At 46.2% G+C, this 23,811-nt stretch carries 18 protein-coding genes; 11 read left to right on the forward strand and 7 right to left on the reverse strand.

Annotated features, from left to right (window positions below; translation table 11 throughout):
• Window positions 1-152 precede the first annotated feature (152 nt).
• Both IEW74_RS08245 and IEW74_RS08250 read left to right on the forward strand, forming a co-directional pair.
• Window positions 153-2,318, forward strand: coding sequence for a hybrid sensor histidine kinase/response regulator (locus IEW74_RS08245; RefSeq protein ID WP_188663710.1), 2,166 nt, complete (start codon window positions 153-155; stop codon window positions 2,316-2,318).
• A 163-nt stretch (window positions 2,319-2,481) separates the two neighbouring features.
• Window positions 2,482-3,063: a D-sedoheptulose 7-phosphate isomerase gene (locus IEW74_RS08250; RefSeq protein WP_188663712.1), complete on the forward strand. Its 582-nt coding sequence runs from the start codon at window positions 2,482-2,484 to the stop codon at window positions 3,061-3,063.
• Here the strand turns inward: IEW74_RS08250 and IEW74_RS08255 are convergent, their stop codons facing one another.
• The 4 genes from IEW74_RS08255 to IEW74_RS08270 form a co-directional block, all read right to left on the reverse strand.
• Window positions 3,064-3,918, reverse strand: coding sequence for an alpha/beta fold hydrolase (locus IEW74_RS08255; protein WP_188663714.1), 855 nt, complete (start codon window positions 3,916-3,918; stop codon window positions 3,064-3,066).
• Window positions 3,919-3,975: 57 nt separating this feature from the next.
• On the reverse strand, window positions 3,976-5,055 hold the full coding sequence (locus tag IEW74_RS08260) for an autotransporter outer membrane beta-barrel domain-containing protein (protein ID WP_188663716.1): 1,080 nt from the start codon (window positions 5,053-5,055) through the stop codon (window positions 3,976-3,978).
• 197 nt (window positions 5,056-5,252) lie between these two features.
• Window positions 5,253-6,737, reverse strand: coding sequence for an exopolysaccharide biosynthesis polyprenyl glycosylphosphotransferase (locus tag IEW74_RS08265; RefSeq protein WP_188663718.1), 1,485 nt, complete (start codon window positions 6,735-6,737; stop codon window positions 5,253-5,255).
• Window positions 6,734-8,761, reverse strand: a complete 2,028-nt coding sequence (locus IEW74_RS08270; RefSeq protein WP_188663720.1) for a hypothetical protein — start codon at window positions 8,759-8,761, stop codon at window positions 6,734-6,736. Before IEW74_RS08270 ends, IEW74_RS08265 begins: the two co-directional genes overlap by 4 nt.
• A 151-nt stretch (window positions 8,762-8,912) precedes the next feature.
• Here IEW74_RS08270 and IEW74_RS08275 point away from each other — a divergent pair, with 151 nt between their 5' ends.
• The gene (locus IEW74_RS08275; protein WP_188663722.1) at window positions 8,913-9,884 is read left to right on the forward strand and encodes a glycosyltransferase family 9 protein; all 972 of its coding nucleotides are present in this window, start codon (window positions 8,913-8,915) and stop codon (window positions 9,882-9,884) included.
• On the opposite strand, the gene IEW74_RS08280 is transcribed toward IEW74_RS08275, so the two are convergent.
• A complete protein-coding gene (locus IEW74_RS08280) occupies window positions 9,864-11,102 on the reverse strand; it encodes a GH39 family glycosyl hydrolase (protein WP_188663724.1) in 1,239 nt (412 codons plus the stop codon). The genes IEW74_RS08275 and IEW74_RS08280 overlap by 21 nt on opposite strands.
• Window positions 11,103-11,291: 189 nt before the next feature.
• Between IEW74_RS08280 and hbs the strand changes: the two genes are divergently transcribed.
• Entirely contained in the window at window positions 11,292-11,567 is a 276-nt protein-coding gene (gene hbs, locus IEW74_RS08285; RefSeq protein ID WP_188663726.1) for a non-specific DNA-binding protein Hbs, read from the forward strand.
• A 47-nt stretch (window positions 11,568-11,614) separates the two neighbouring features.
• Here the strand turns inward: hbs and IEW74_RS08290 are convergent, their stop codons facing one another.
• A complete protein-coding gene (locus IEW74_RS08290) occupies window positions 11,615-12,247 on the reverse strand; it encodes a LysE family translocator (protein ID WP_188663728.1) in 633 nt (210 codons plus the stop codon).
• Window positions 12,248-12,914: 667 nt separating this feature from the next.
• On the opposite strand from IEW74_RS08290, the gene IEW74_RS08295 reads away from it, so the two are divergent.
• The 7 genes from IEW74_RS08295 to IEW74_RS08325 all read left to right on the forward strand — a co-directional run bounded on the left by IEW74_RS08295 (window position 12,915) and on the right by IEW74_RS08325 (window position 23,433).
• The gene (locus IEW74_RS08295) at window positions 12,915-14,618 is read left to right on the forward strand and encodes a cytochrome D1 domain-containing protein (RefSeq protein WP_417821938.1); all 1,704 of its coding nucleotides are present in this window, start codon (window positions 12,915-12,917) and stop codon (window positions 14,616-14,618) included.
• Between the two features lie 323 nt (window positions 14,619-14,941).
• Window positions 14,942-16,336, forward strand: coding sequence for an efflux transporter outer membrane subunit (locus tag IEW74_RS08300; RefSeq protein ID WP_188663730.1), 1,395 nt, complete (start codon window positions 14,942-14,944; stop codon window positions 16,334-16,336).
• Window positions 16,333-17,517, forward strand: coding sequence for an efflux RND transporter periplasmic adaptor subunit (locus IEW74_RS08305; protein WP_188663732.1), 1,185 nt, complete (start codon window positions 16,333-16,335; stop codon window positions 17,515-17,517). Before IEW74_RS08300 ends, IEW74_RS08305 begins: the two co-directional genes overlap by 4 nt.
• Window positions 17,514-20,642: an efflux RND transporter permease subunit gene (locus tag IEW74_RS08310; protein ID WP_188663734.1), complete on the forward strand. Its 3,129-nt coding sequence runs from the start codon at window positions 17,514-17,516 to the stop codon at window positions 20,640-20,642. The genes IEW74_RS08305 and IEW74_RS08310 overlap by 4 nt, the downstream gene beginning before the upstream one ends.
• Window positions 20,643-21,073: 431 nt before the next feature.
• Complete coding sequence (locus tag IEW74_RS08315; RefSeq protein WP_188663736.1) at window positions 21,074-21,787, forward strand: Crp/Fnr family transcriptional regulator; 714 nt, start codon at window positions 21,074-21,076, stop codon at window positions 21,785-21,787.
• An 81-nt stretch (window positions 21,788-21,868) separates the two neighbouring features.
• A complete protein-coding gene (locus tag IEW74_RS08320) occupies window positions 21,869-22,516 on the forward strand; it encodes a DUF1007 family protein (protein WP_188663738.1) in 648 nt (215 codons plus the stop codon).
• A complete protein-coding gene (locus IEW74_RS08325) occupies window positions 22,507-23,433 on the forward strand; it encodes a nickel/cobalt transporter (RefSeq protein ID WP_188663740.1) in 927 nt (308 codons plus the stop codon). Before IEW74_RS08320 ends, IEW74_RS08325 begins: the two co-directional genes overlap by 10 nt.
• Here the strand turns inward: IEW74_RS08325 and IEW74_RS08330 are convergent.
• Window positions 23,425-23,811 (reverse strand): Fur family transcriptional regulator, encoded by a 387-nt coding sequence (locus IEW74_RS08330; RefSeq protein ID WP_188663742.1) that lies wholly within the window; start codon window positions 23,809-23,811, stop codon window positions 23,425-23,427. The genes IEW74_RS08325 and IEW74_RS08330 overlap by 9 nt on opposite strands.

Raw genomic sequence — 23,811 nt, forward strand, 5'->3', positions numbered from 1 at the left:
TCGCAATAAAAATGCGCCAAACACCCCTTTTTTATAAAAATAAATCATAGGAGTTGCGTTCATATGTGGAAGGGATATTCTTTTATCGAACTTATAATACTATAAAAAGCTTGGGCACGAACCCGGGAAAACCTATGGCCTGAGGGGAAACGATGCCGTCGCCTGTGAAGAGATTGCCACAAAAACAAAAAACAACTGCGGTTGCACTCGTCTGTTTCATGGTATTTGCGTTGTGCGCCAATATGCGCGCTTATGCCGATTTGTCGTTTGAGAAATTTTCACAAAACCACAGTGCAATCATTTTGATGATCGACCCCAAAAGCGGGGCAATTATGGATGCCAATCCGCCAGCAATTGCATTTTACGGTTACAGTCGTGATGAATTTTTAACAATGGGGATTCAGGACATTAACGTCCTGACCCAAGAAGAGGTCGCACAGGAACGCTTGCGCGCCAAAAATGAACGGCGAAATTTCTTTATTTTCCGACATCGTTTAAAGAATGGTGAAGTAAAAACGGTTGAAGTCCTTTCTAACCCCTACGAATTTAACGGTAAAGATGTTCTGATTTCCGTTATTCACGATATTTCGCGTCAACGTGAAATACAGGATGATCTGTGGCATTATCAAACCCAACTCGAACAGATGGTTGATCGCCAGACAAGTAAACTGATCGATTCTTTCCAGACACAAGTAACCTTGCTGGTCAGTGGTATTGTTGCTTTGCTGGTTATGATTGTGGCCTTGAGCTGGGCTGTGAAACAACAAAATGCCGCTAAAAAATCGGCTGAAGACAAACGCAAGCAACTGGATGAAATTATTTGGAGTACAAACGTCGGGACCTTTGAATGGAACGTCCAAACCGGGGGGGTCCGCATCAATGAGCGTTTCGCACAGATGCTGGGCTACACTGCTGCAGAACTGGAACCCGTCACTGTCGAGACCTGGCAAGAAAATACTCATCCCGAAGATTTAAAAATTGCCCTTAACCTCATTGAAAAGACTTTTGATCAGGATCTGGATTATTACGAGACTGAATTTCGCATGATCCACAAAAATGGCAGCTATATTTGGATCCTGTCAAAAGGCAATGTTGTTGAATGGACACAAGATGGCTTGCCCCTGCGCATGTCGGGTACACATAGTGACATCACCCAACGCAAAGAGATGGAAGTTGAACTGCGTGAAGCAAAGCAATCTGCGGAAGAGGCCAATCGTGCAAAAAGCGAGTTTCTAGCAACGATGAGCCATGAACTGCGCACCCCCATGATGGGGATACGCGGTATTCTGGAATTGTTGCGGGGCAATGACTTAATTGTCCGCGAAGAGGGCGACTTACTGGATGATCTGGAAGAATCTTCCAACAATTTAATGGTTTTACTGGATGATATTCTTGATTTATCAAAAATCGAAGCGGGAAAACTGCATCTGGATAAAACCGCCTGTTCTCCGGCTGAAATTCTAAACAACGTTGTTGGGCTGTTTCGTCCGGGCGCCGTGAAGAAAGGGATAGATCTTAATAATTATAGCGGCCCGTTTACGGATTATTGGTGTGAAGTCGATGAAATTCGCTTGCGCCAAATTGTCTCAAATCTGGTGAGTAACGCGGTTAAGTTCACGGAACAGGGCCATATTGATATTTCAATGGATGTGGACAAAAAAGCAGATGGCAATGACGTGCTGAAAATTTCCGTGCGCGATACCGGAATTGGGATTAACGAAGATTATCTCGGCATTATTTTTAATCGTTTCTCACAAGCGGATCAAAGCCTGTCCAAGAAATATGGCGGAACCGGATTGGGACTTGCCATCTCCCATGAATTAAGCGAGATGATGGGCGGTGAGCTCAGCGTAAAAAGCAAAATCAATGAAGGAACCGTCTTTACGTTATGCTTGCCTGTAAAAACTGCTGCACAACCGGAAAACTCCCAGCTTTTGAAAGATGGTATTTTGCCGCCGTTAAATATCTTAATGGCAGAAGACAACATGATTAATCAAAAAGTGATCAGTTCCATGTTAAGCAAGAACGGACATGCCATTACGATTGCCAATAATGGACGGGAGGCAGTTGAATATGCCGCAAAAGAAGCTTTTGATCTGATTTTGATGGATATTCAAATGCCGGAAATGGACGGGTTGGAAGCCTCGCGGGAAATCCGACGGACCAGCGGCCCCAATGCACGTAAACCCATTGTGGCTTTTACGGCCGATGCGGTTAAAGAACATCGTGAGAATTTTCTGAAATCCGGGATTGATGCGGTTGTCATCAAACCTGTAAAATTTGACGTTCTCTGTGCCGAAATCGCAAAAATTCTATGACACTTTCTAACACTTGCCTATACCAGAACCGGAAAATATTAACCAATATGATGAAGCGTAAAGAAGTTTTGCTTCTTCACCCTTGAAACGGTAGTGTGTAGCTCTTGCGTCTCATTGGGTTATGAGACAAATAAAAGAGTCAAAGCGATTCAGAGAGATAAAAATGGCGGACTACACAACCAGACAACTTGAGGAAACGATTCGGGTCCTGAAGCTGATGAATGAAGATCAGGACTTAAAACAAAAGGTTGATCAAGCAGCACAGGCCTGCATTCACGCCCTTCAAAATTCCGGTAAAGTTTTGCTCGCAGGTAATGGCGGCAGTGCGGCAGATGCCCAACATATTGCAGGTGAATTGGTCAGTCGCTTTGCCTTTGACCGTCCTGGTCTCGCTGCCATTGCGTTAACGACAGACACATCCATTCTGACCGCAATCGGCAATGATTATGGATACGAGCGTTTGTTTGCCCGACAAGTCGAAGCTTTGGGCGTTCAAGGTGATGTCTTTATCGCCTATTCCACATCGGGATCATCCCCCAACATTATCGCTGCACTTGAAGAAGCCAAGGCGCGTGGCTTGACGACAATCGGCCTGACGGGAAACCGCAAAGGCAGCATGTGCGATCTATGCGATATTTTACTGGAAGTCCCGTCCGCCAATACACCCAAAATTCAGGAAGGCCATTTATTGCTGGGCCATACGATTTGCGGGCTGGTTGAAAACACTATTTTCAAAGCGCCTTGATTAAGAGCCAGTCCCTGTTTGCGTGAGGCTTTGTAGAATCGGCTGATGGTATTTCCCCCAATAGGCCCCCCAACAGCAATCATGGTCCATGTCCGGTTCAACCCGATAGAGAATCCGGGCGCGGATTATGTTCTTCATTTTATTAATTTCATTGATGGTTAAGGCATTAGGGATAATTGCATCACTCTTTCCCAATACATGGATTTGAGGAATGGTTGTAATTTGCGCATAAATCGGATCGGTATCCAAAGATTGCACCAAAGGGGTGATCCGGTGATGGCGCGTCCAGCTTTTATGATTGAGCAAACCTGCTAAAGAAACAATTCCCTTCACATCATTGCGTCTGGCCGCAACCAGCATGGCAACCGTTGCCCCCCCAGATCCACCGACCAAAATGACATTGCGCCGGGCTTTTTGCTTCAAGGCCTTGTCAATGGCCTCGTTCATATCTGCAATGACAACCTCGTTAAAACGACCATCTGTCCATAATGCATATTGGCAATTAATGCCTTTTCCCTCGTTAATCACATATTGACAGGGCCGGGCAATATAGACGGCATCAAATGTGGTGTCCTGCAGGGCAACCGACAGCATAAAAGGTTCCTGAGGGGTTGGGTCCGGCGAGATACGATTGACATCAATCCAGGCCGACCCGTCCCCTTCGATATAAACGATTAAAGGAAGATCAGGTGCAGAACGCTGTGGTGACAAATAACTTTTAAGCGTGAAATGTGCCGTTTCAATATAGCTGGAAACCCACTGGCTATGTCGAGTTAATTCGTAGGCTTTGTCATAGGCGCGATCAGTGTGGATATTCAAACAGCCACCTAAAAACAAAACAAGCAAAAGGGCCATGCATTTCTGCATGACCCTTTTTACTTGATGACAAACTGTCATACTGCAAACTTACGCTTAGAACTTGAAGCGAACAGTTGCGGCAGCAGTTGTGCTTTCAAAGTTGTCGCGACCCAGTTGAGTTTTCACACTGAGGTTACCGTCAACGGAACCATCTTTGGAACCCAAGCGCAGGCCAAGACCAACGTCAAACGCATCAGCATCGTCATTGATTTCGTCTTTGAAATCACGCAGGTAATCGACAGAAGCAAACGGTGTCAGGTTCATCTTTCCAGACTTGATACCGAAATAGCTCGCTTCTGCACCGATACGACCTTGGCTGGTTTTGCTTTGAGAAGCAGCAACAACGTTGCTGTTACTTTCTACGAAACCATCCGTGTCACGGTCAGACCACAAGTAGCCCAAACGACCTTGCAAACCGATGTTTTTAATGTTCTTGGATACAGACAGTGAACCTGCTGCGAACCAAGTTTTTGCATCGGTAGAAGCTGTGACCGCACCATTTTGGCGATCCTGATCAACGTCACCCCATGTATGACCGAACAAGCCGGACAGAGTTACGTTGTCAGTGATACGGATAAGACCATACGGCGCAATAGTAGTAGATTTCTCTTCGTAAGTACCGCTGTTGAACGTAGTGCTTACATCAGTAGACGCATAACCAATGGATACACCGGCCAACGCTTTGTCGGTGAACCACTTATCGATACCAACGTTGAGAGCACCAACGTTACCGTCGAAGTTAGCGTTCGCTACGTCACTTTCAAGCCAAGTATAAGACAGGTTTGCCCAAACAGATACTTTGCGGGTTTCATTACCCGCGCCATAACCTTTTTGTGCGGCAGAATCAAACAGGCTAACTGTTGTTTTCTGCATACCATCTTCAAACTTGGTTTGCGGTACGTTGACAGACGGTGCCGCAGCACCACCAGCAGCACCGGCTACGGCACTTGTAATCGCATCCAAGTGAGCTGTAACGTTGCTCACGTTAGCGACTGCGACTGACTTGGCCACAACCGGAGTTACAACTGATGAACCCGCAGCATCCGGACCGGACGAATACGTCTCGGCGGATGCTTGCGTTGAAATCAACGCAACGGCTGCACCAGCAATTAGAATTTTACATTTTGAGAACATGGTTAGTTCCATTCCCCTTGATTATAGATTTACTTCAATTGCAATTGAAGATTTCAAACCGACCCAGACTGCTTGCACACTGTGCCAGCTCTCAATCAAGAACTAATAGACTTTGATTTGCCGGAGTTTGCAACTAAAAAAAGAGAGGTTTTCGTCCTACGCGTAACAGTGTAGTATTTTTGCTACAAATTCAGGGATTAATGGCGCTCACCAAGGCCTAAAACCACAATCTTAAAGGTTTTCAGTGTGATTATAATGTCAAGCCAAACCGACCAATTTTGAATATACCAAGAATCCAGCTCCGCTCTTTTGGTAAAAGTCGTATGACTGCGTCCATTGACTTGCCACAAGCCCGTGATACCGGGAATCGTACGTGTATAATGTTCAAAGTTAACACCATAGCTTTTAATTTCGCGCGGCAACAAAGGACGTGGACCCACCATACTCATGTCTCCTTTTACAACGTTTAGGAGTTGCGGAAGTTCGTCGATCGAATATTTTCTTAAAAAATGCGCCCCTTTAATCAAGCGCGGGTCTCTGTCCAATTTGAAGTTATTTTTTTCATACTCCGCCCATGTCTCCGGTGCATTTTTTTTCCAGCGCACAAGTGTTTGATGCGCGCCCACTTCCATTGTACGAAGTTTGAGACAAGGAAAATTTTCTCCGTTCAGCCCTATACGCTTTTGTCGAAAAAGAGCAGGCCCCTTGGATACCGAACGGATCCAAATCGCCGCCAGAACAAGTATAGGCATCGTGAGTATGAGAAGAATGCTCGCCATAATCAGATCAAAGAGACGTTTTATTTTTTTATAAAACCAGTTGTCCAGCGCATTTTGCATACGCATCAACAGATAATGTTCGCCAAATATGGGCTCAATGTTGGAATGAAAAATTGGCAACTGGAAGTAAGACGGTAAGAGCATAACCTGATGACCGTGGCGTAAAGCTTCTACGGCAACGTCTTGTTGTTCATGTTCTTTTTCTTTGGAGAAACAGATTAAAACTCTCAGGTTATGGCGAATTTTCAGATGGCCAAAATCTCGCAGATTCACCGTTTGATATTCATTTTTGGGATTCAGGTAGCTTTTGCCATTTGTTTTAAGAAACGACTCGGCCAAGTAATAGCCTGAAAACTGTTCATTTCGAATCAGGTTTTTTACGATATCCAACCCATTTAAATCGCCAAAAAATAGGACAGGAAGTTTCCAGCATCTCATTCGTTTGAGAATTGCAATACTGACATAACGCCCAAAGAGGAGAATAAAAGGGGCCATCCCCCAGGTTAAAGCGACCCAAAGCCGTGGGAAGGCTTTTTGTAAAAGATAGGCGGAGGCAAAATCGGCGACACCGACAATTAAGACCATTAAGAAAATTTCGTTAAACAGCATAATCGGCATACGTCTGCGCGTGTAATGCCCTTTTGCCGTAAAAACCAGCAATAAAATCAAGATAAAGGCGCCGTACAGCCATAATCGTTCGACAAAAAGGCTCACGTTCCATTCAAACAAAATCTCGGCATTAGGATAATCAACAAACAACCAGCGTATATAACGCGCCAGTAAAACAGAAGCGGCTAAAGACAAAAAATCAATACCGAGTGTAATGCAAAAAGCGATTGTCGTTTTTTTCCATACAGGTATCGCATTAATGCGGTCTTCTATTTTTTTGAGTTTGGCATTCATTGCATTTTGCTATGTTGTACGAGGGCTGTATGTGCAGTTTTTAATTGCTGGATTAAACTATCCGGAATTTCCAAAAAACGTCTTAAGTCGTGTTTTTCGACAGCATCTACCATATTTTCAATAGCCTTGATACGCTTTTTGTTATCGGTGTTCGCGAGTTCCAGTTGTCCGATAAACCAAAGCGCAACTGGATTTTCATTATCGTACTGATAGAGATCATTTAGGATAATGCCCGCCCATTCCCGTTCGGATTGCTGAGTTTGAGGCGAAACGGCATAAGTCAGATAGGGAATGAGAAGCTCACTGCGATGCGGTGCCGTTTCCAACAAGACCGATGCCGCATATGACCACTCGGACAAAATAACGGATTTTAATGCCTGATATTCTTTTTCCGGGCGCTGAATATTCTGGAAGTCAGACGCCAGCAGGAGATATTCCATAATAAGGGCATTTCCGGGACTTGAGCGCAATTGCTGTTGCGCCGCTTCCACAAGATATTGCACCCAGAGAAAATCATCATATTGCAGATTTTGCCCGTCAGCGGGGGCGGTAATACCGCGATACCCCTCCCTTAAGGCGCGTTGGAAAGAAATATTCCCCCGTAAATGATCGTCCGCAATTGTGTTGAATGCTTTATCCTGACGTGCCAGAAAAACTTGCTTATCCAGATGCATGTTGTGCTGATACAGCCAAATTGAGGCCCATATAAGCCCCCCCGCAATAATAACGCCCACACTTGCCTTTAGGATTTTAAGTTTCGCACCTGCTTTTTTGTAAGAAGCATGCCCCAGCGTTGTTGCCATAATAAAAGCCAGCAGCGGAATAACGGTTGCAAATTCAAACCAAAGAGAGGCAATCGCGATATAGCTGGCAGCGGTGGCGACAACGATCGCTTTATGTTGAACCGCTGCTTCTTTTATCCAGAAGATGAAAATGGCAAGATACAGAATGAGAGCGATCGGCCCGCTGGAAAAAAGGATTTCATAAGGAATGGAATGGGTATGAACATAATCCCGCGAGAATGTATCCCATGTCGGATTAAGAAAATCCTGCCCGGAAAAAACCAGATATTTCTGGATGGCAAAGAGTGAATGCCCAAAACCGTTACCAAAAATATATGTAAGCCATCCCCCATCATCAAAGGCATGGGTTGTAATGTTAAACATTAAACTGCGCGACCACAAAGAATAGAACAAGGTAAACTCGCCCAATTGATTTGCCTGATAGTCACGCCCAACCCATAGTATGAGTGCAAAGATTGATGCCGGGATCATAACAATCGCAAGACTTGCCAGAAAAAGGACTGCTTTATTGATTTTTAGTGAGGCAAAACGCTGAACCAGAACCGTTATCAACCACCCGCCAAGCCCACAGACCAGCACAATGGCGATTGCCCCACGGTTGTCGCCCAGATACGCAACAGCCATTCCCGCCACAAAGCCAAAAACCGTCACAGCGTTTCGAACGTTGGTGTTCGCGGTGATGTTATAGGCCAGAAGATACATCAGGGCCGGAACCAGAACGGCAAAAACACCCAAATAATCCGGGAAAAAGAAAAGCTTATAAGGGGACCCAACCGGAAGCGGGTTAACAATTGCCCCGTAGCCAATCAGGACCAGCGCACCGAGGCTGGCGGTAATCGTTATAAAACGTTTTCCTTGAGCAAAATAACCCGCAATCAGAAAACCGGACAAAACAAAAAAGAGGGCGGCTCCCTCTGCAAGTTGCGGGCTTCCCAGCAGGCTTAATAAAGGATAAGGCGCAAAGATAGAAGAAAGCGTCGACCATAACGCCAATGCAATGGATATCTGAATGGTGCGGGGCACTGGTGTTTGGGAGTGCGAATATAAAAACCACGCATTCCACAACCATGTCAGTCCACCCAAGGCAAAAACACTGACAACCGTTGGCTCAGCATCTCGCCAGACACCGAAGCGAAAAACGGGCAATGCGGCAAAAGTTGAGATTGCGCCCAAGCACAATATCAGGCTAACTGATAGGTATCTGAATTTATCGGCAGTCATTTTCATTACATTTGATAAGATATTGATGCGCGGCAACAAGTTATTACATATTTTGGACCGTTATGTCCTCCCTTTATGTTTGTACATACTTTCCCTTGTATGGCGGAAGAAAAAATTTACCCAAAGTCCAAGAAAAATTGGAATATTGAAATTGGTTGCGATCGGGGACCTGACCTTGGCGACATCCTTGTTGCTGGATATGCGCAAAACATACCCGGATGCAGAACTTCACCTTTACTTGGGGGAAGACAATTCAGCACTTGCCGATATGCTCCCCGTACATGATTTACATGTAAGCGTTTTAAGCATTGGAAATCTGTTGGGAAATATTTTCAAGTTGCGCAAAGAACGTTTTGACCTTTTTATCGATTTAGGGGACTGGACTCGTTATGAAGCCTTACTCAGCGGCTTATCCGGGGCTAAACAGATTTTAGGGTTTGAGACACCGGGGCAAAACCGTCATTACCTTTATAGCGATTGCGTGATCCATGATGCAGCACTTCACCAGCTCGGCAACATTCAGAATCTGGCCCGCCTTGCCGGGGGTAAAGGAGATCAGGCCGCAGCCTTATCCTGCCCGGATTTGGAAAATGTCCCTGTCGCTGTCGATCCAGATCAACCCGTTGTCCTTTTGCACCCTTGGCCATCGGGTATTTATCGCGAGCTGAAAGAATGGCCCAATGATCATTGGGCGCGTTTGAGCCAAGGCCTGATAAAAAAAGGCTATCAAGTTTATGTCAGCGCCGCCCCGAATGATCGGGATCGACAGAATCGTCTGTTTGAAGAATTTGAATTATATAAAATTCACGTCCATGATCTGTGTGGCAAACTGACTTTAGCGCAATTGGTTTGGCTTTTTTGTAAACATCCGAATTTAAAATTGGTCAGTGTCAATACGGGTATTATGCATATGGCCGCAACATGCGCTGTACGCACCATTGCCTTAAACGGGCCGACGGACCCCAAGCGTTGGGGGGCAGTTGGACCCAAAGTTACAAATATCGCGCCACCCGGTCATATTAAATCAGGATATCTGAACCTTGGTTTTGAATATCCCGAAGACAAAACACCGATTATGCAGCATATTGCCGTGTCCTCTGTTTTACGGGCGTTGGAGGATTAACCAAATCACATCACCGGCTTTTAAAGCAAAAGCCGCCTGTGGTTGCAAATCGACAAAACCATCAGAAGGTGCTTCCCCCTGATCGCTTAAGCGTTGTGCCTTGATTACCTGATACGGCCCATCAATATCAACGGTGATGTTGTCAGGCGCGTTGCTGGCCTCTGCCAAACCAAACAGCATTTGCGCCCGCCCATGATCATCTTCCCACGCAAGCGCAGGTAACCAGACCGTCTGCCCTTTAATCATAAGGCGCACAGCGTTGCGGCTGTCATTATATTTGGCAAATAACCACCACGGGGCACGTTTGGCACGAAGGTCATCTGTCAATAAACCGCTTAATGTATCGCTGTCACAATAATAGAGGCTCTCCTCCAAATTCGGCCAACAGGCTTTGGCCGCCGCATCAATGCGGGCATTTTCCAATTGCCATAAATAGGTCAAGGTTGTACCGGGCGAATATTGCGACCAGCGCCCGCCAAATTCATCAATATGAATGCGCTTGATTTTCAATGGGGTATAGCGTGGATTATCCATAAAGTGATGGCGAACATAAGCAACATTTTCAGGAATCGCTGAAATCCGCGTATGCAGCGAATGCCAGGTTAAAACATCGACCTGAAGGTTTTCCTGCAAGGCAAAATCAAGGAAGTCTTGCAAATATTCTTTATCAAATTTGACAAATGACGGCCCGGCAATCAGGGCTGTGTCACCTAATTCTTCACGAATGACATCATGGGCAATTTTCCAGGTTTCAAAATACTCTTTCCGGGAAAACCGCCAAAAATGTTTTAAATCCGGTTCGTTCCATATTTCCCAGATCCAGACTTTATCTTTAAGCGCCCGGACAAGCTGTCGCACATGGTTTTGCCATTCGGTTTTCAACTCATGGGGCGGCTTCATATGTTCCCCAAATCCCCAACTGTCGGCCAAAACAAATTGATACGGCGCTTTTCGTTGTTGAAGGCGCGCGATAAAATCTTCAGCCGTTCGCCCAGATCGCCAATAATCAAAACCGGCTTGATCAATGACATCATCAGCGGGTTGCTGCCCATTGATCCCGTGAATAAGCCCCATTACAAAAGACGGATTAGCCTGAGTTTGCGACGATAAATGCAAGGTCAGTCGTTTGGGGTACGCCGGTGTATCGCCATATAGCGCACCAGAGAAAAACAGCCCGATCACACAGATATAAATGATAAAAGAATAAGTTGGCTTCATACGGTCGTATTATTCATTTTTTTCAATCTGGAAAGCAAATTCTTTATTTTATGATATAAAGGGCACTTAGCTTGAATTGTGTGATCATCATCACCGCAGCAGATTTATAATCTGTTATTGATAATTAATGTTGCGGAAGTCTTCCGTACCCCTTATTAAGCCCGTCCCATTTTCACAAAGGATATTGATATGAACAAAACCGATCTCGTCACTGCTGTTGCCACTGCGGCTGACCTTTCTAAAGCCGATGCGACACTTGCAACCGATGCTGTATTCGATGCCATTACAAATGCATTAAAAGATGGCGATACAGTGCAATTGGTCGGGTTTGGTTCTTTTGGTATTACAGAACGTGCTGCACGTGACGGTCACAACCCGCGCACTGGCGAAACCATTAAAATTGCGGCTTCCAAACAGCCGAAATTCAAAGCAGGCAAAGGTCTTAAAGACCTCGTAAATGCGTAAATCCTAAGCCTTTAGGGGTGATCATATCACCCCTATTGCACTTCTGTTCAAAGGGTATCACTCACCAGTTTGATCCCTAAGGCCCCTAAAAGCCCGGCTGTTACACGGTCAATCGTTGTCTTGGCTTGCGCGTAGATTTTACGGGATCCGCTGTTCGATAACAGGATGGCGACAACTGTGTACCAGACGAATTCCAGCAGAAAAATCATCGGAACCAATACAAGGTACAGCACCATGTCCGGTTCGCGGTTCATAAACGTCGCAAAGACACTGGCAAAAACAATGGCTGTTTTTGGATTGCTGATTTGCGTCAAGAAACCAAGGATCACACCCTTGAGCACCGGACGTTTCGCCTGTTGTCCCGTTTGAACCCGTACCTCGGATAAAGTTTTTTTCGCATTTACAAATATTTTGTATGCGAGATAGACAAGGTAACTCCCGCCCAAAACTTTAAATCCGACATAAAGCCAGGGCACCGTTTCAAAAATAACGTGCAAACCGCCCAAAGCCAGCACGGCAAAAACGGCACTGGCCAATCCGATCCCAAACGCAACCGCAACCCCTTTGCCCCGGGAACCACCCAAAGACGATTTAGCCACAACAATAAAACTCGGCCCCGGACTGATCGCACCGATGAACAACGTCCCAATAATCGGAAGAACGATAACCAAAAGACCCATCTCGTTTATTCCTTTTCAAAAAAGCCGTCGAAGTTCAAAACCTGATAGCAGATTTAGCAATAGGAAGCCGCCCTGATTACTCCATTATTTAAGGGACACTTTCTTTTAATCACTTTCTCATTCTTATACCAAACCTTTTCAGTCAAGAAATAGAGTATACTTTAAATAGAATAATAACAATTATAAGTTACTATTAATCATAGAAACTAATATTAAAGTATGATATTTAAAACCCGTTTTCATACTTTAGTGCTTTTTTTGGAGTTCAACTACTTGCTTTCCAGTGATTGATGTAAGTTTAAATAACGGCTATTTGTTACGTCCGTTCAAAAACATACTGTTTCACTAGGTTATAATTATTTGAAACGGTACTTCTTTCCTTCCCTTTTGGAATGATTGCCAGCCAAGCAAGAAACGCACTTGTGTATGTCCGCAAAAGAAGATGCAGGGCTTATTCACTCGAAATGGCTTTGTCTTTTTGGATACCAAACATGAAGGAACGGAAATCATTTCTGTCGTTTTTTAGAAGTTTGACGTGGCGAAACAGGATAGCCTTTTTCAGGAAAGAATTCGCTTGAACCAAAACTTCACAGGAGGTGGTTTTCTTGTCTCTTTACAACTTAGGGAGTTTTGAATTTTGTACGAATTCATTCTACAAAAACGACATGTGACTTCAGCAATTTTGCTTGTTGTCGGTGGATTATTGACTTTTGGCACACATGGTGTTCATGCCGCAGAAGACGGACACGCAAAATCGATGCAGGTCCCCAGTGGCCCAACCCCGGACATTCCCTTGGAACAACCTGGTTTAAAGCCGGGTGTCCCTGTCATGTCGCCACAGGAATTCGAAGAAGCCAAAACGATTTATTTTGAACGCTGTGCTGGCTGTCATGGCGTCTTGCGTAAAGGGGCGACAGGAAAACCTTTGACACCGGATATTACACGTGAATACGGATATGATTACCTGAAGCAATTCATTACTTACGGCTCGCCCGGTGGCATGCCAAGCTGGGGGACATCCGGCATTCTGACAGAGAAGCAAATCGACCTGATGGCGCGTTACGTGATGCAGGACCCTGCAACACCGCCAGAATTTGGCCTTAAGGATATGAAGGCAACTTGGAAACTTCAAGTGCCCGTTGACAAGCGCCCGACCAAGAAGATGAACGATCTTGATCTGGATAATATCTTCTCAGTGACCTTACGTGACACAGGCGAGATTGCCTTAATTGATGGCAACACCCATAAAATAGTAACTTTGATTAAAACGGGCTATGCGGTTCATATCTCACGTATGTCGGCGTCTGGTCGTTACCTTATGGTCGTGGGTCGTGATGCCCGTGTGAATTTGATCGACTTGTGGATGGAAGTTCCCCAAAGTGTTGCTGAGATTAAAACAGGCATGGAAGCACGCTCTGTTGAGTCGTCAAAATTTAAAGGTTGGGAAGACAAATACGCAATTGCCGGCACCTATTGGCCGCCGCAATTCGTCATTATGGATGGCGCAACCTTGGAGCCGCTAAAAATTGTCGCCACCCGTGGCAATATAGTTGGCACCCAGGAATACCACCCCGAACCACGCGTTGCTGCCATTGTTTCCTCTCACTACCAACCTGAATTTGTTGTCAACGTCAAAGAGACGGGTAAAGTCCTGATGGTCGATTATTCCGATCTGAACAACCTGACAATCACATCTATTGATGCTGCACCGTTCTTGCATGATGGTGGCGTTGATTCCACCGGGCGTTATTTTATGGATGCCGCCAATGCTTCCAATAAAATTGCGGTTATTGATCTGAAAGAACGTAAACTGGCAAAACTGGTTGATGTAGGCACTACCCCTCACCCGGGACGTGGCGCAAACTTTGTCCACCCTAAATTCGGACCGGTTTGGGCGACCAGCCATTTGGGTGATGAAACCGTTTCCTTGATCGGGACGGACCCGGAAGGTCATCCTGAAAACGCTTGGAAAGTTGTTCAAACCCTCGAAGGCCAAGGCGGCGGTTCTCTCTTCATTAAAACCCACCCGAAATCGAAAAACTTATGGGTCGATACGCCATTAAACCCGGACGAAGACATGTCACAGTCTATCGCCGTATTTGACATCAACAATCTTGATAAAGAATACGAAGTCCTGCCGATTGGCAAATGGTCTGGTATCAAGGAAGGCGCGCGCCGCGTTGTTCAAGGCGAATACAATAAAGACGGCTCGGAAATCTGGTTCTCCGTATGGAATGCGAAAAATCAGGAATCTGCAATCGTTGTCGTTGATGACAAAACACGTAAACTGAAAACAGTCATTAAAGACAAACGCCTGATCACCCCAACAGGCAAATTCAACGTCTACAACACCCAACATGACGTCTATTAATATTTCTGTACACTAAGATAACAAGGCCAGCCCCGGAGTCACACTTCGCGGCTGGCCTTGTTGTTTCAGATGAACAAAATAGTTGAAATTATAGTTCAGAGAACAGTTAGCGAACTCATCCCCCAAAAAAGCTGTATAATCAACTTTTACACGTAAAATGACTTGCCCTCAAAAGGCATTTCACACGCTCTTCTTCATCCCTCTCCCCCACCTTGTTACAATTCGTTACACAAAGGGGCTTCCAAGACATTTCAGAGTTACATAATCTTGTTAAACATGCATTTATGGCATTCGATTAAACAGATTAAAAGTTTTGTGAACTGATGACGTCTTTAAAGACCTTTTTGCTCCTGAGCGGGTGTCTGGCCCTTAGTGCCTGTAATGCCGATCTTAATCGGCTGATAACACGTGATGCCATTGAAGCGCCGGCCAATTGGCAGGAAGCCGTGCAAGTCGACCCCATTGATGAAAACTGGATCGATAGCTTCCAAAGTACAGAGCTTTCCAGCCTGATCGACCGCGCCCTGCAACATAATATCGAATTAAAACAACTGGCTTATGATGTGCAAATCAAGGAACAGCAGCTCATCTCGGCACAGAGTTCTTTTTTTCCAACACTGGATTTCAGCTTTTCACAAAAACGTTCCGGCCTGACAGAAGGCGGGAGTGCGACCAACGCAGCCTCCATTGGTCTTGATCTGGCTTATGAACTGGATGTCTGGGGCAAAATGTCGGATAGCGAGCGCGAAGCCAAGCTTGCCTTGATGTCTTCGCAAGCGACCTTTAAACAGGCCCGCCAACAATTGGCCGCTGACGTTGCAACCGCATGGCTGGATATTATTGAAGCCAAAAAACTGTTAAGCCTGTATCTGCAACGGTTTGCCAATGCACAAGACAACCATACCATCATTGAAAGCGGTTATGAGAAAGGGTTGAACGAAGCCCTTGATGTCTATCTGGTGCGTAACGAACTGGATGCAGAACAAGCCACGATTGAACAACAAAAAACCGCCATTACCACCGCCATCCGCACCTTGGAACGCTATCTGGGGGAATACCCGAAAGGTTTGCGTGCCATTAACGATGATCTCCCGGTTTTAAACAGTCCGATGCGCACCGGACTCCCCAAGGATTTAATTGAGCGCAAAGCCTCCCTCAATGCAAGCTGGCGTGATTTACTGTCTGCCAATGCCGCCCTTGCCTATGCTCATAAATCCCGTTTACCCAGCCTGAAATTCACCGCCGACATCAAGGATTCAGCCACCCTTGCCAATCGATTGTTTAGCGGGGCCCCCTTTGCATGGTCCTTGTTGGGGAGTCTCACTGCGCCTATTTTTGATGCGGGCAAGCTGGCGTCTGCCGAAGAAGTCGCACGTTTAGAACTACGTCAAGCCGAAGCCCAATATCTCAGCGATGTTTTTGAGGCCTATAAAGAAGTCGAAAACGCCATTTCCGAAGAACTCAGCCTTAAAAAAAGATTTGAATCGACAAAATTTGCTGCAGAAAACGCAAAAATCGCCGCTGATCTTTCTTTCCAGCAATATCAACGCGGCCTTGTTGAATATACCACGGTTTTAGAATCACAGACCCGGTATTATGATGCTGAAGTCAATGCCATTAAAATTCAAAGCCAATTGGCCGCCAACCGTATTCAGCTCCATCTGGCCTTAGGCGGAGACTTCGCCCCAGCGGAAACAGCAGTTGAGGAAGCCCGATGAAACACAAAAAACTTTTACAAATCGCCCTTCCTGTTGCCCTTGTTGTCTTCACCGCCCTGATTGTTGCGCTGATTATGAAAAATCCGCCACAAGCCCAGTACGGCAAACCAGCCGCAGCCGCCAAGATCCCGGTGCGCACCCAAGTTATTGAACGCGCACCTTTTAACGTCACCATTGACAGTTACGGCACCGTTCGCCCCCGCACCGAAACCCTGCTGAGTGCGCAGGTGTCCGGCCAAATTATCGATATTAACGACAATTTTCGCGAAGGTGGTTTCTTTAAAAAAGGGGATATCCTGATCAAACTGGATGCCCGCGATTACCGTGCCAAGGTGAAGGTGGCAGAAGCCGATCTCATCCTTGCCAAACAGACCTTGTCTGAAGAAGCCGCCCATGCCGCGCAAGCCCGGGATGATTGGGCACGACTGGGTAAAAAAGGCAAACCCAACGATCTGGTTTTACGCATTCCCCAACTGGAAGCCGCCAAGGCAAGCGTTCTGTCTGCCCAAGCCCAACTGGATATCGCCCGTCTTGATCTGGAACGGACCGAGATTAAAGCCCCCTTTGATGGCCGCATTCTAACCAAATATGTCGATATGGGCCAAGTGGTCGCGAGCAATGCCCAACTCGCCGATATTTATGCCACCGATTATGTGGAAGTGCGCCTGCCAATCAAAAATAAAGACCTGCCCCTGATTGATTTGCCAACAGAAAATGCCCAGAACGACGATACAAACGGCCCAACCCCGGTCTTGCTTTATTCAGACTTGATCGGCAGTCAACAATGGCAAGGCAATCTGGTCAGAACCGAAGGGGCCATCGACAGCGACACACAACAGCTTTATGCCATTGTGCAAATCGAATCCCCATTTAGCCAACAAGGCCCGCTGATTAAAATCGGGCAATATGTCACCGCCAGTATCATCGGGGTCACCTTGCCTGACGCAATCAAAATCCCGACAAGCACGATCTATCAAGGCAGTTTCGTCTATGTCGAAAAAGACGGATTGATTAATCGACGTGACATCAAGATTTTATGGCAAAATCAGGAAGATGCGCTGATATCCACAGGTTTGGAACCGGGTGAAAACCTTGTACTGACACCGCTTGGCAATGTGACATCGGGCACAGCCGTCAAAGTCATACAGAACAGCGACACACCTGAGGACAAACAGTCATGATTACATGGTTTGCCAAAAACAGCGTTGCCGCCAATCTTTTGATGATCAGCATTCTGGTTGCCGGCCTGTTCAGCCTGAATACCAGCATCCCGCTGGAGGTTTTTCCGTCATTTGAAACGCATGTGGTTTCCGTTAGAGTTTCCCTGCCCGGTGCAACACCGCAGGATGTGGAAAAAAGCGTTACCATCCGTATCGAAGAAGCCGTGCAGGATCTGGAAGGTATTGATCAAATCCGCAGTACTTCCGGTGAAGGCAGCGCCGCCGTTTACATCGATATTGATGATAATTACGACCCGCAGACCTTGCTTGCCGATATCAAAAGCCGTGTCGATGCGGTCAACACCTTCCCCGCAGATGCCGAACGCCCGGTGATTTCATTGGCCCAACATACCCATGATGTCATTACGGTAACCCTTGCCAGTGATTACGGCGAACATGAAACCCGCGAATATGCCCAAAATTTACGTGATGAAATGCTACGCCTTGATGGTGTAACCCAATTGGAACTGGACGGTATCCGCAATTATGAAATCACCATCAATGTCTCGCAAAACAGTTTGCGCCAATATGGCTTGACATTGAGTGATATATCCAGTGCCATCGGCAAATCCAGTATTGATATTTCATCCGGGAATTTACGCACCTTGGGTGGTGATATTTTGCTGCGTTCTTCCGGGCAGGCCTATCGTAAAAACGACTTTGCAAAAATTGCCATCAAAACCAATAAAGACGGTTCTAAACTGCTGTTGGAAGACATTGCCCAGATCAACGATGGTTTTGAAGAAACCCCCGTTCGCACCCGTTTCAACGGTAAAAATGCCGTTTTTGTCGAAGTGTACCGGATCGGGGATCAAAGCGCGATTGAGGTCGCCGACAAGATCAAGACCTTCATTAAAGATCGTCAAGCCACCTTGCCACAAGGTTATGAACTTAGTTATTGGGATGATGATTCCGCCATTGTTAAAAACCGGATTTCAACCCTGACCAACAGTGCCTTGCAAGGTGGTATTCTTGTGTTGGCCCTTTTGACCCTGTTTTTACGCCCAGCCATTGCGTTTTGGGTTTTTATTGGGATTCCGATCTCTTTCATGGGGGCGTTTTTGCTTATGCCGGTCTTCGGTGTGACCTTGAATATCCTCAGTCTATTCGGGTTCATTCTGGTTTTAGGGATTGTCGTGGATGACGCGATTGTCACCGGGGAAAATATCTACACCCACCTGAACCGGGCGGAATCCGGTGAAGATGCCGTCATCAATGGGACACTTGAAGTCGCAAAGCCCGTCACATTCGGTGTTTTAACCACGGTTGCCGCCTTCCTGCCCCTTGCCTTTATCGAAGGCATGCGCGGTCCGATGTTTAGCCAAATCCCCGCTGTCGTTATCCCTATCTTATTATTCTCTCTTATTGAATCGAAGTTTGTCCTTCCTTCCCACCTCAAACACATAAAACTGAGAACGCAAAAAACCAAAGTCAGCCGATTTGAACACTATCAGCAAAAATTTGCCGATGGTTTTGAACGCGCGATTTTAAAATATTATCGTCCTATACTGGATGTCTGTTTAAACAACAAACTGACAACATTGCTGTCTTTTTTGTCAATTTTCTGCATCCTGATTGCACTAATTCTCAGCGGCTGGACCAAATTCACCTTTTTCCCACGTATCCCCAGTGAAACGGTACGTGTGACCTTGACCATGCCAGCAGGAACCCCGTTTGAAGTCACCAACCGTCACATTCTGACCCTGTCAGAGAATGCGAAAAAACTTCGCGAAAAATATCGCGACCCGGAAACGGGCGAGAGCTTTATCCTCAACATCCTGTCCGTCACCGGTGGGCGTGGCGGAACCAGCAACGAAGGCCGCGTGCGTTTTGAAATTACCCCGCCCGAACAACGCAGCGTGGAGATTTCATCGCAACAGTTGGTCAATGAATGGCGCAAGCTCAATGGGGATATCGCCGGGGCGGAAAGCCTTGCCTATCGTGCAGAATTCGGGCGTGGGGGAAACCCCATCGATATTCAATTAAGCGCCAATTCCCTGCAAACACTGCGTCAGGTCAGTGAAATTGTCAAAGACCATCTTGCAACCTACCCCACTGTATTTGACATTGCCGATACCCTGTCAGACGGCAAGGAAGAATTGCAGATTGAACTGACCGATCAGGGGAAAGCCATCGGCCTTACCCGTCAGGAAGTCGCCAGCCAAATCAGAAATGCCTATTACGGGACACAAGCCCAGCGCATTCAACGCGGGCGCGATGATGTAAAAGTCATGGTCCGCCTGCCACTGGAAGAACGCCGCTCCATTGCAAATTTACAAAACCTGTTGATTAGAACAAGCAACGGTAATGAAATTCCATTGGCTCAGGTCGCCAGCTTACAACCCGGAAAAGGGCCGTCTGCCATTAACCGGATTGATCGTTTTCGCACCGTCAATATCAGTGCTGATATCGAAAAAGGCAAAACCAACATGACAGTACTGACCACCAGCCTGCGTGGTTTTATGGATGAACTGGTCACACGTTACCCGGATGTCGGTTACAGTCTGGAAGGCGAAGCCCGCGAACAACGGGAATCTTTTGGCTCCCTCGGTTGGTCACTGCTGGGGGTCTTGTTTGCCATTTACGTTCTGCTTGCCATCCCGTTTAAATCCTATGCTCAGCCCCTTATTGTCATGAGCGTTATTCCCTTCGGCCTTGTCGGTGCTGTTCTGGGTCATTGGATCATGGGCAGCAATCTGACGTTACTCAGTCTCATGGGCATGCTGGCCCTGACCGGTGTTGTTGTGAATGATGCCCTTGTTCTTGTCGATTACATCAACCAGCAACGCGCACGCGGTATGAGCTTGCAACACGCTGTCTTGAATGCCGGAACGGCACGTTTTCGCCCGGTCATGCTGACCAGTCTGACCACTTTTATCGGGCTAGTTCCCTTATTGTTTGAAAAATCTACACAAGCGCAATTTTTGATCCCAATGGCGATTTCATTGGGGTTCGGCATATTGTTTGCAACCTTTATCACCTTAATTATGATCCCGGTGAACTATATATTGCTGGAAAATGCCCGCCGGTTCCTCAACCAACTCTATTCCCGTGGTGCAAAAGAAAGCAAAGCGCCCTCTGTTTGATGAAAGATACCAAAATTTACGGATTTCGAATCCGGGCCGTTTTTATTTTCAAACGGTTCTTATTCCTATTTTCTGACAAAACACATGCTTTAATCGTTAGATTTTAAATTTTCTGTTTTTATTCCAATTGTCAGTAAAGAATTTTTCAGCTGCCAGCATAAGTAGAACCCTGTTCAATGAATAGGGAAACAAGCCCTCAACCCTTGTATGTAAGTGGCTAGAATTTAAGTCTCATTCCAATCTTGAAAATCAATTTTAAATTGCCACCTTTCGAATAGTAAAAGGCAATTCAGTATGAATCGGTACTAAAATTCATACTTTATAACTTAGTTTGGTATTGAAACATTTCTAAAAATACGTAATTTTACCGAGAAGTTACCACCGACTGAGAAACTTTTTATAATGACAACAATAAAGCGGAAAGTTTTTGTATGAACGATTGTTCCCATAATTCATCCCTGCACTGTGCTGTCTGTCGGGCAAGCAATTCACATTTGCTAGAGGGCCAACTCGATAATATCGTAGCAGAAAGCAATCTGAGAAAAAGATGCCTCGATTTTAAAAAAGGGGAACCTATTTTTCTCGAAGGTGACCCTTGCGAAGGTGTCTATTGCCTGAAAAAAGGTGTCATCGCCATTCGCAAATATGGCAGTGATGGTACATCTGCTGTTATGAAACTGATTTTCCCCGGGCAAAATTTCGGCTACCGTTCTGTTTTATTTGATAAACCACATAAAACATCAGCAGAGGCCCTGACGCCTGTTTCCCTCTGTATGCTCAGCAAATATGACGTTAAAGCGGCCATTGACAAAAACCCAAAGGTTCGCCAGGACCTGATCAATCTGATTGAACAGGACTTAGGCGCAATGGAAGAAAAGCTGCTTTTGACCGTGACCAAAACCATTCGCAGTCGATTTGCATTTTTACTTTTCACCATGTCCAAACATATCGACCCGACCGCAAATACGGTAACGTTTCATTTGCCTGTCAGTAAAAAAGATCTCTCCAACATTACCGGGATTACGGTGGAAAGCCTGTCGCGCCTTCTGAAAAAGTTTAAGTCACTCGGCCTCATTGATGAAAAGAAGGGACTTATCACCATTTTGGATCGAGAAGCCTTGCACGAGATGATTCAGGAAGACTGAACCTGCTTTAAAAAGGACCATTGCATTGATATGTTAATATGCTACATTCCCCTAATTGTAACATTATAACATGACAGTTCAATGCCGCTTCTATATCGTTTTTTCCTGACTTGCCTCTTTTTTACCTTGGCTCATACCACAGCCAAGGCCCATCCCCATTCGTGGATTGATTTGGAAACCAGCCTGATTTTTGACGATCAAGGGCATGTGATCGGCTTGTGGCAAGGGTGGTTATTCGATGATTTTTATTCTGCTTTCACACTTGAAGGCATGGTAGCGGACAAAAACGGTAAGTATGACCAAAAGGCACTCGATAGCCTTGCGGAAACAAACCTGAAAAACCTGTCGGAATACTCTTACTTCACCTTCATTCATAAAGACGGGGAACAAGCTGCGTATCAACCCGTTCAGGATTATAAAACCTTCGTCGAAAATAATCGTTTATGGATGGAATTCAGCGTTATGCTGCAAGAACCGATTGATCCCAAAGCCCATAAAGTCGATTACGCGGTCTACGACCCGACCTATTATGTCGAAATCCTGCACACCACTACAGGCGATCCGGTTCAACTCAGCGGTAAGGGGGCTTTGGGGTGCAGCTACCGTTTGAATAACCCCGAGCCACCCAAGGAAATGAGCCTCATGGCCGCAGCTATGGATAAATCAGAAAGTGCCGGTGACGGTATCGGTATTTATTTTGCCCAACATGTCGAAATCTCATGCCCATAATTTTCCTTTTTCTGGCCTGCCTGCTTTTTCCTGTTGATGCCTTTGCCAACGAGGCTGGTTACTGGTCAGAAATGATCTTCTACATTCGCACCCAGCAACAACTTTTCCACCGCGAAATGGCGGGGGCTATTCGCGCCATTCAGGATGGTGGGCTTCACGCCATCTGGGCCATGATCACCATCAGTTTCCTTTATGGCGTCTTTCATGCCGCAGGTCCCGGTCATGGCAAAGCTGTTATTGGCACCTACCTTCTCAGTCACGAAAGCAAGTTGAAAAAAGGCATCGCCCTTTCGTTTGCGTCCGCTTTCATTCAAGGCTTAAGCGCGATTGTACTGGTTGAAGGGCTGGTGGGGATCATCGGCCTTTCCCGATCCGATGCAAAAGATGCGGTTCCCATGCTGGAAATGGTCAGTTTCGCCCTCATCGCCCTGATCGGATTGGTCTTGGTTAAACGCGGGGTTCAGGCGTTGTGGCAACGCAACCACCATAAGCATAAACATGATCACCACCATAGTGACCACGTGTGCAGTACGTGCGGTCATAGCCATGCCCCCGACCCTGCGCTTTTGACACCCAAAAGCAGTTTGAAAGACGTTCTCGCCATCATTTTTTCCGTTGGGATTCGCCCATGCAGCGGTTCCGTCTTGATGTTGATTTTTGCTGAACTCATTGGTCTGAGATTTGCCGGAATTGCTGCCGTGATGGCGATTTCACTTGGGACCGCAATCACCGTCAGCAGCCTTGCCCTGCTGGCGATTTATTTTCGCAAAACGGCCCTTTACATTGCCGAACGCCAAAGTGGATCGTTTATGCAAAATCTATCTCTCATCGGTGCCATCAGCGGGGGGGCCTTTATCTTTGCAATCGGGCTATCCTTACTCTGGCAAGCCAGCCAGACCAGCCACCCTTTATTTTAGACAGTTGGCACACAGGCCACGAATTTCAACGGTGGTGCTTTTGGTTTTAAATTGACTGGCCAGTGCCCAATCCTGAAGCTGTGTCGAAATTACATTATCACTAAATTCCGTCACCTGCCCGCAAGCCTCGCATATGGCAAAGGCACAAAAGCCGCTGTGACAGTGAGGCTCCCCATGATTGCACGCGATAAACGCATTCACGCTTTCCAGACGATGAACCAGTTCCAGTTCAATCAATTTATCCAAAGCCCGATAAATTTGCAGCGGGGCACGCAAGCCGTCTTCACGCAAGCTGTCCAATAACTCATAGGCACTTTGCGGCGTACTGGATTTTTGCAATCGCCCAAAAACGAGTTCCTGATTTTTTGTTAGTTTCAT

It is taken from the genome of Terasakiella brassicae (genome assembly GCF_014641495.1).
Lineage (GTDB): Bacteria > Pseudomonadota > Alphaproteobacteria > Rhodospirillales > Terasakiellaceae > Terasakiella > Terasakiella brassicae.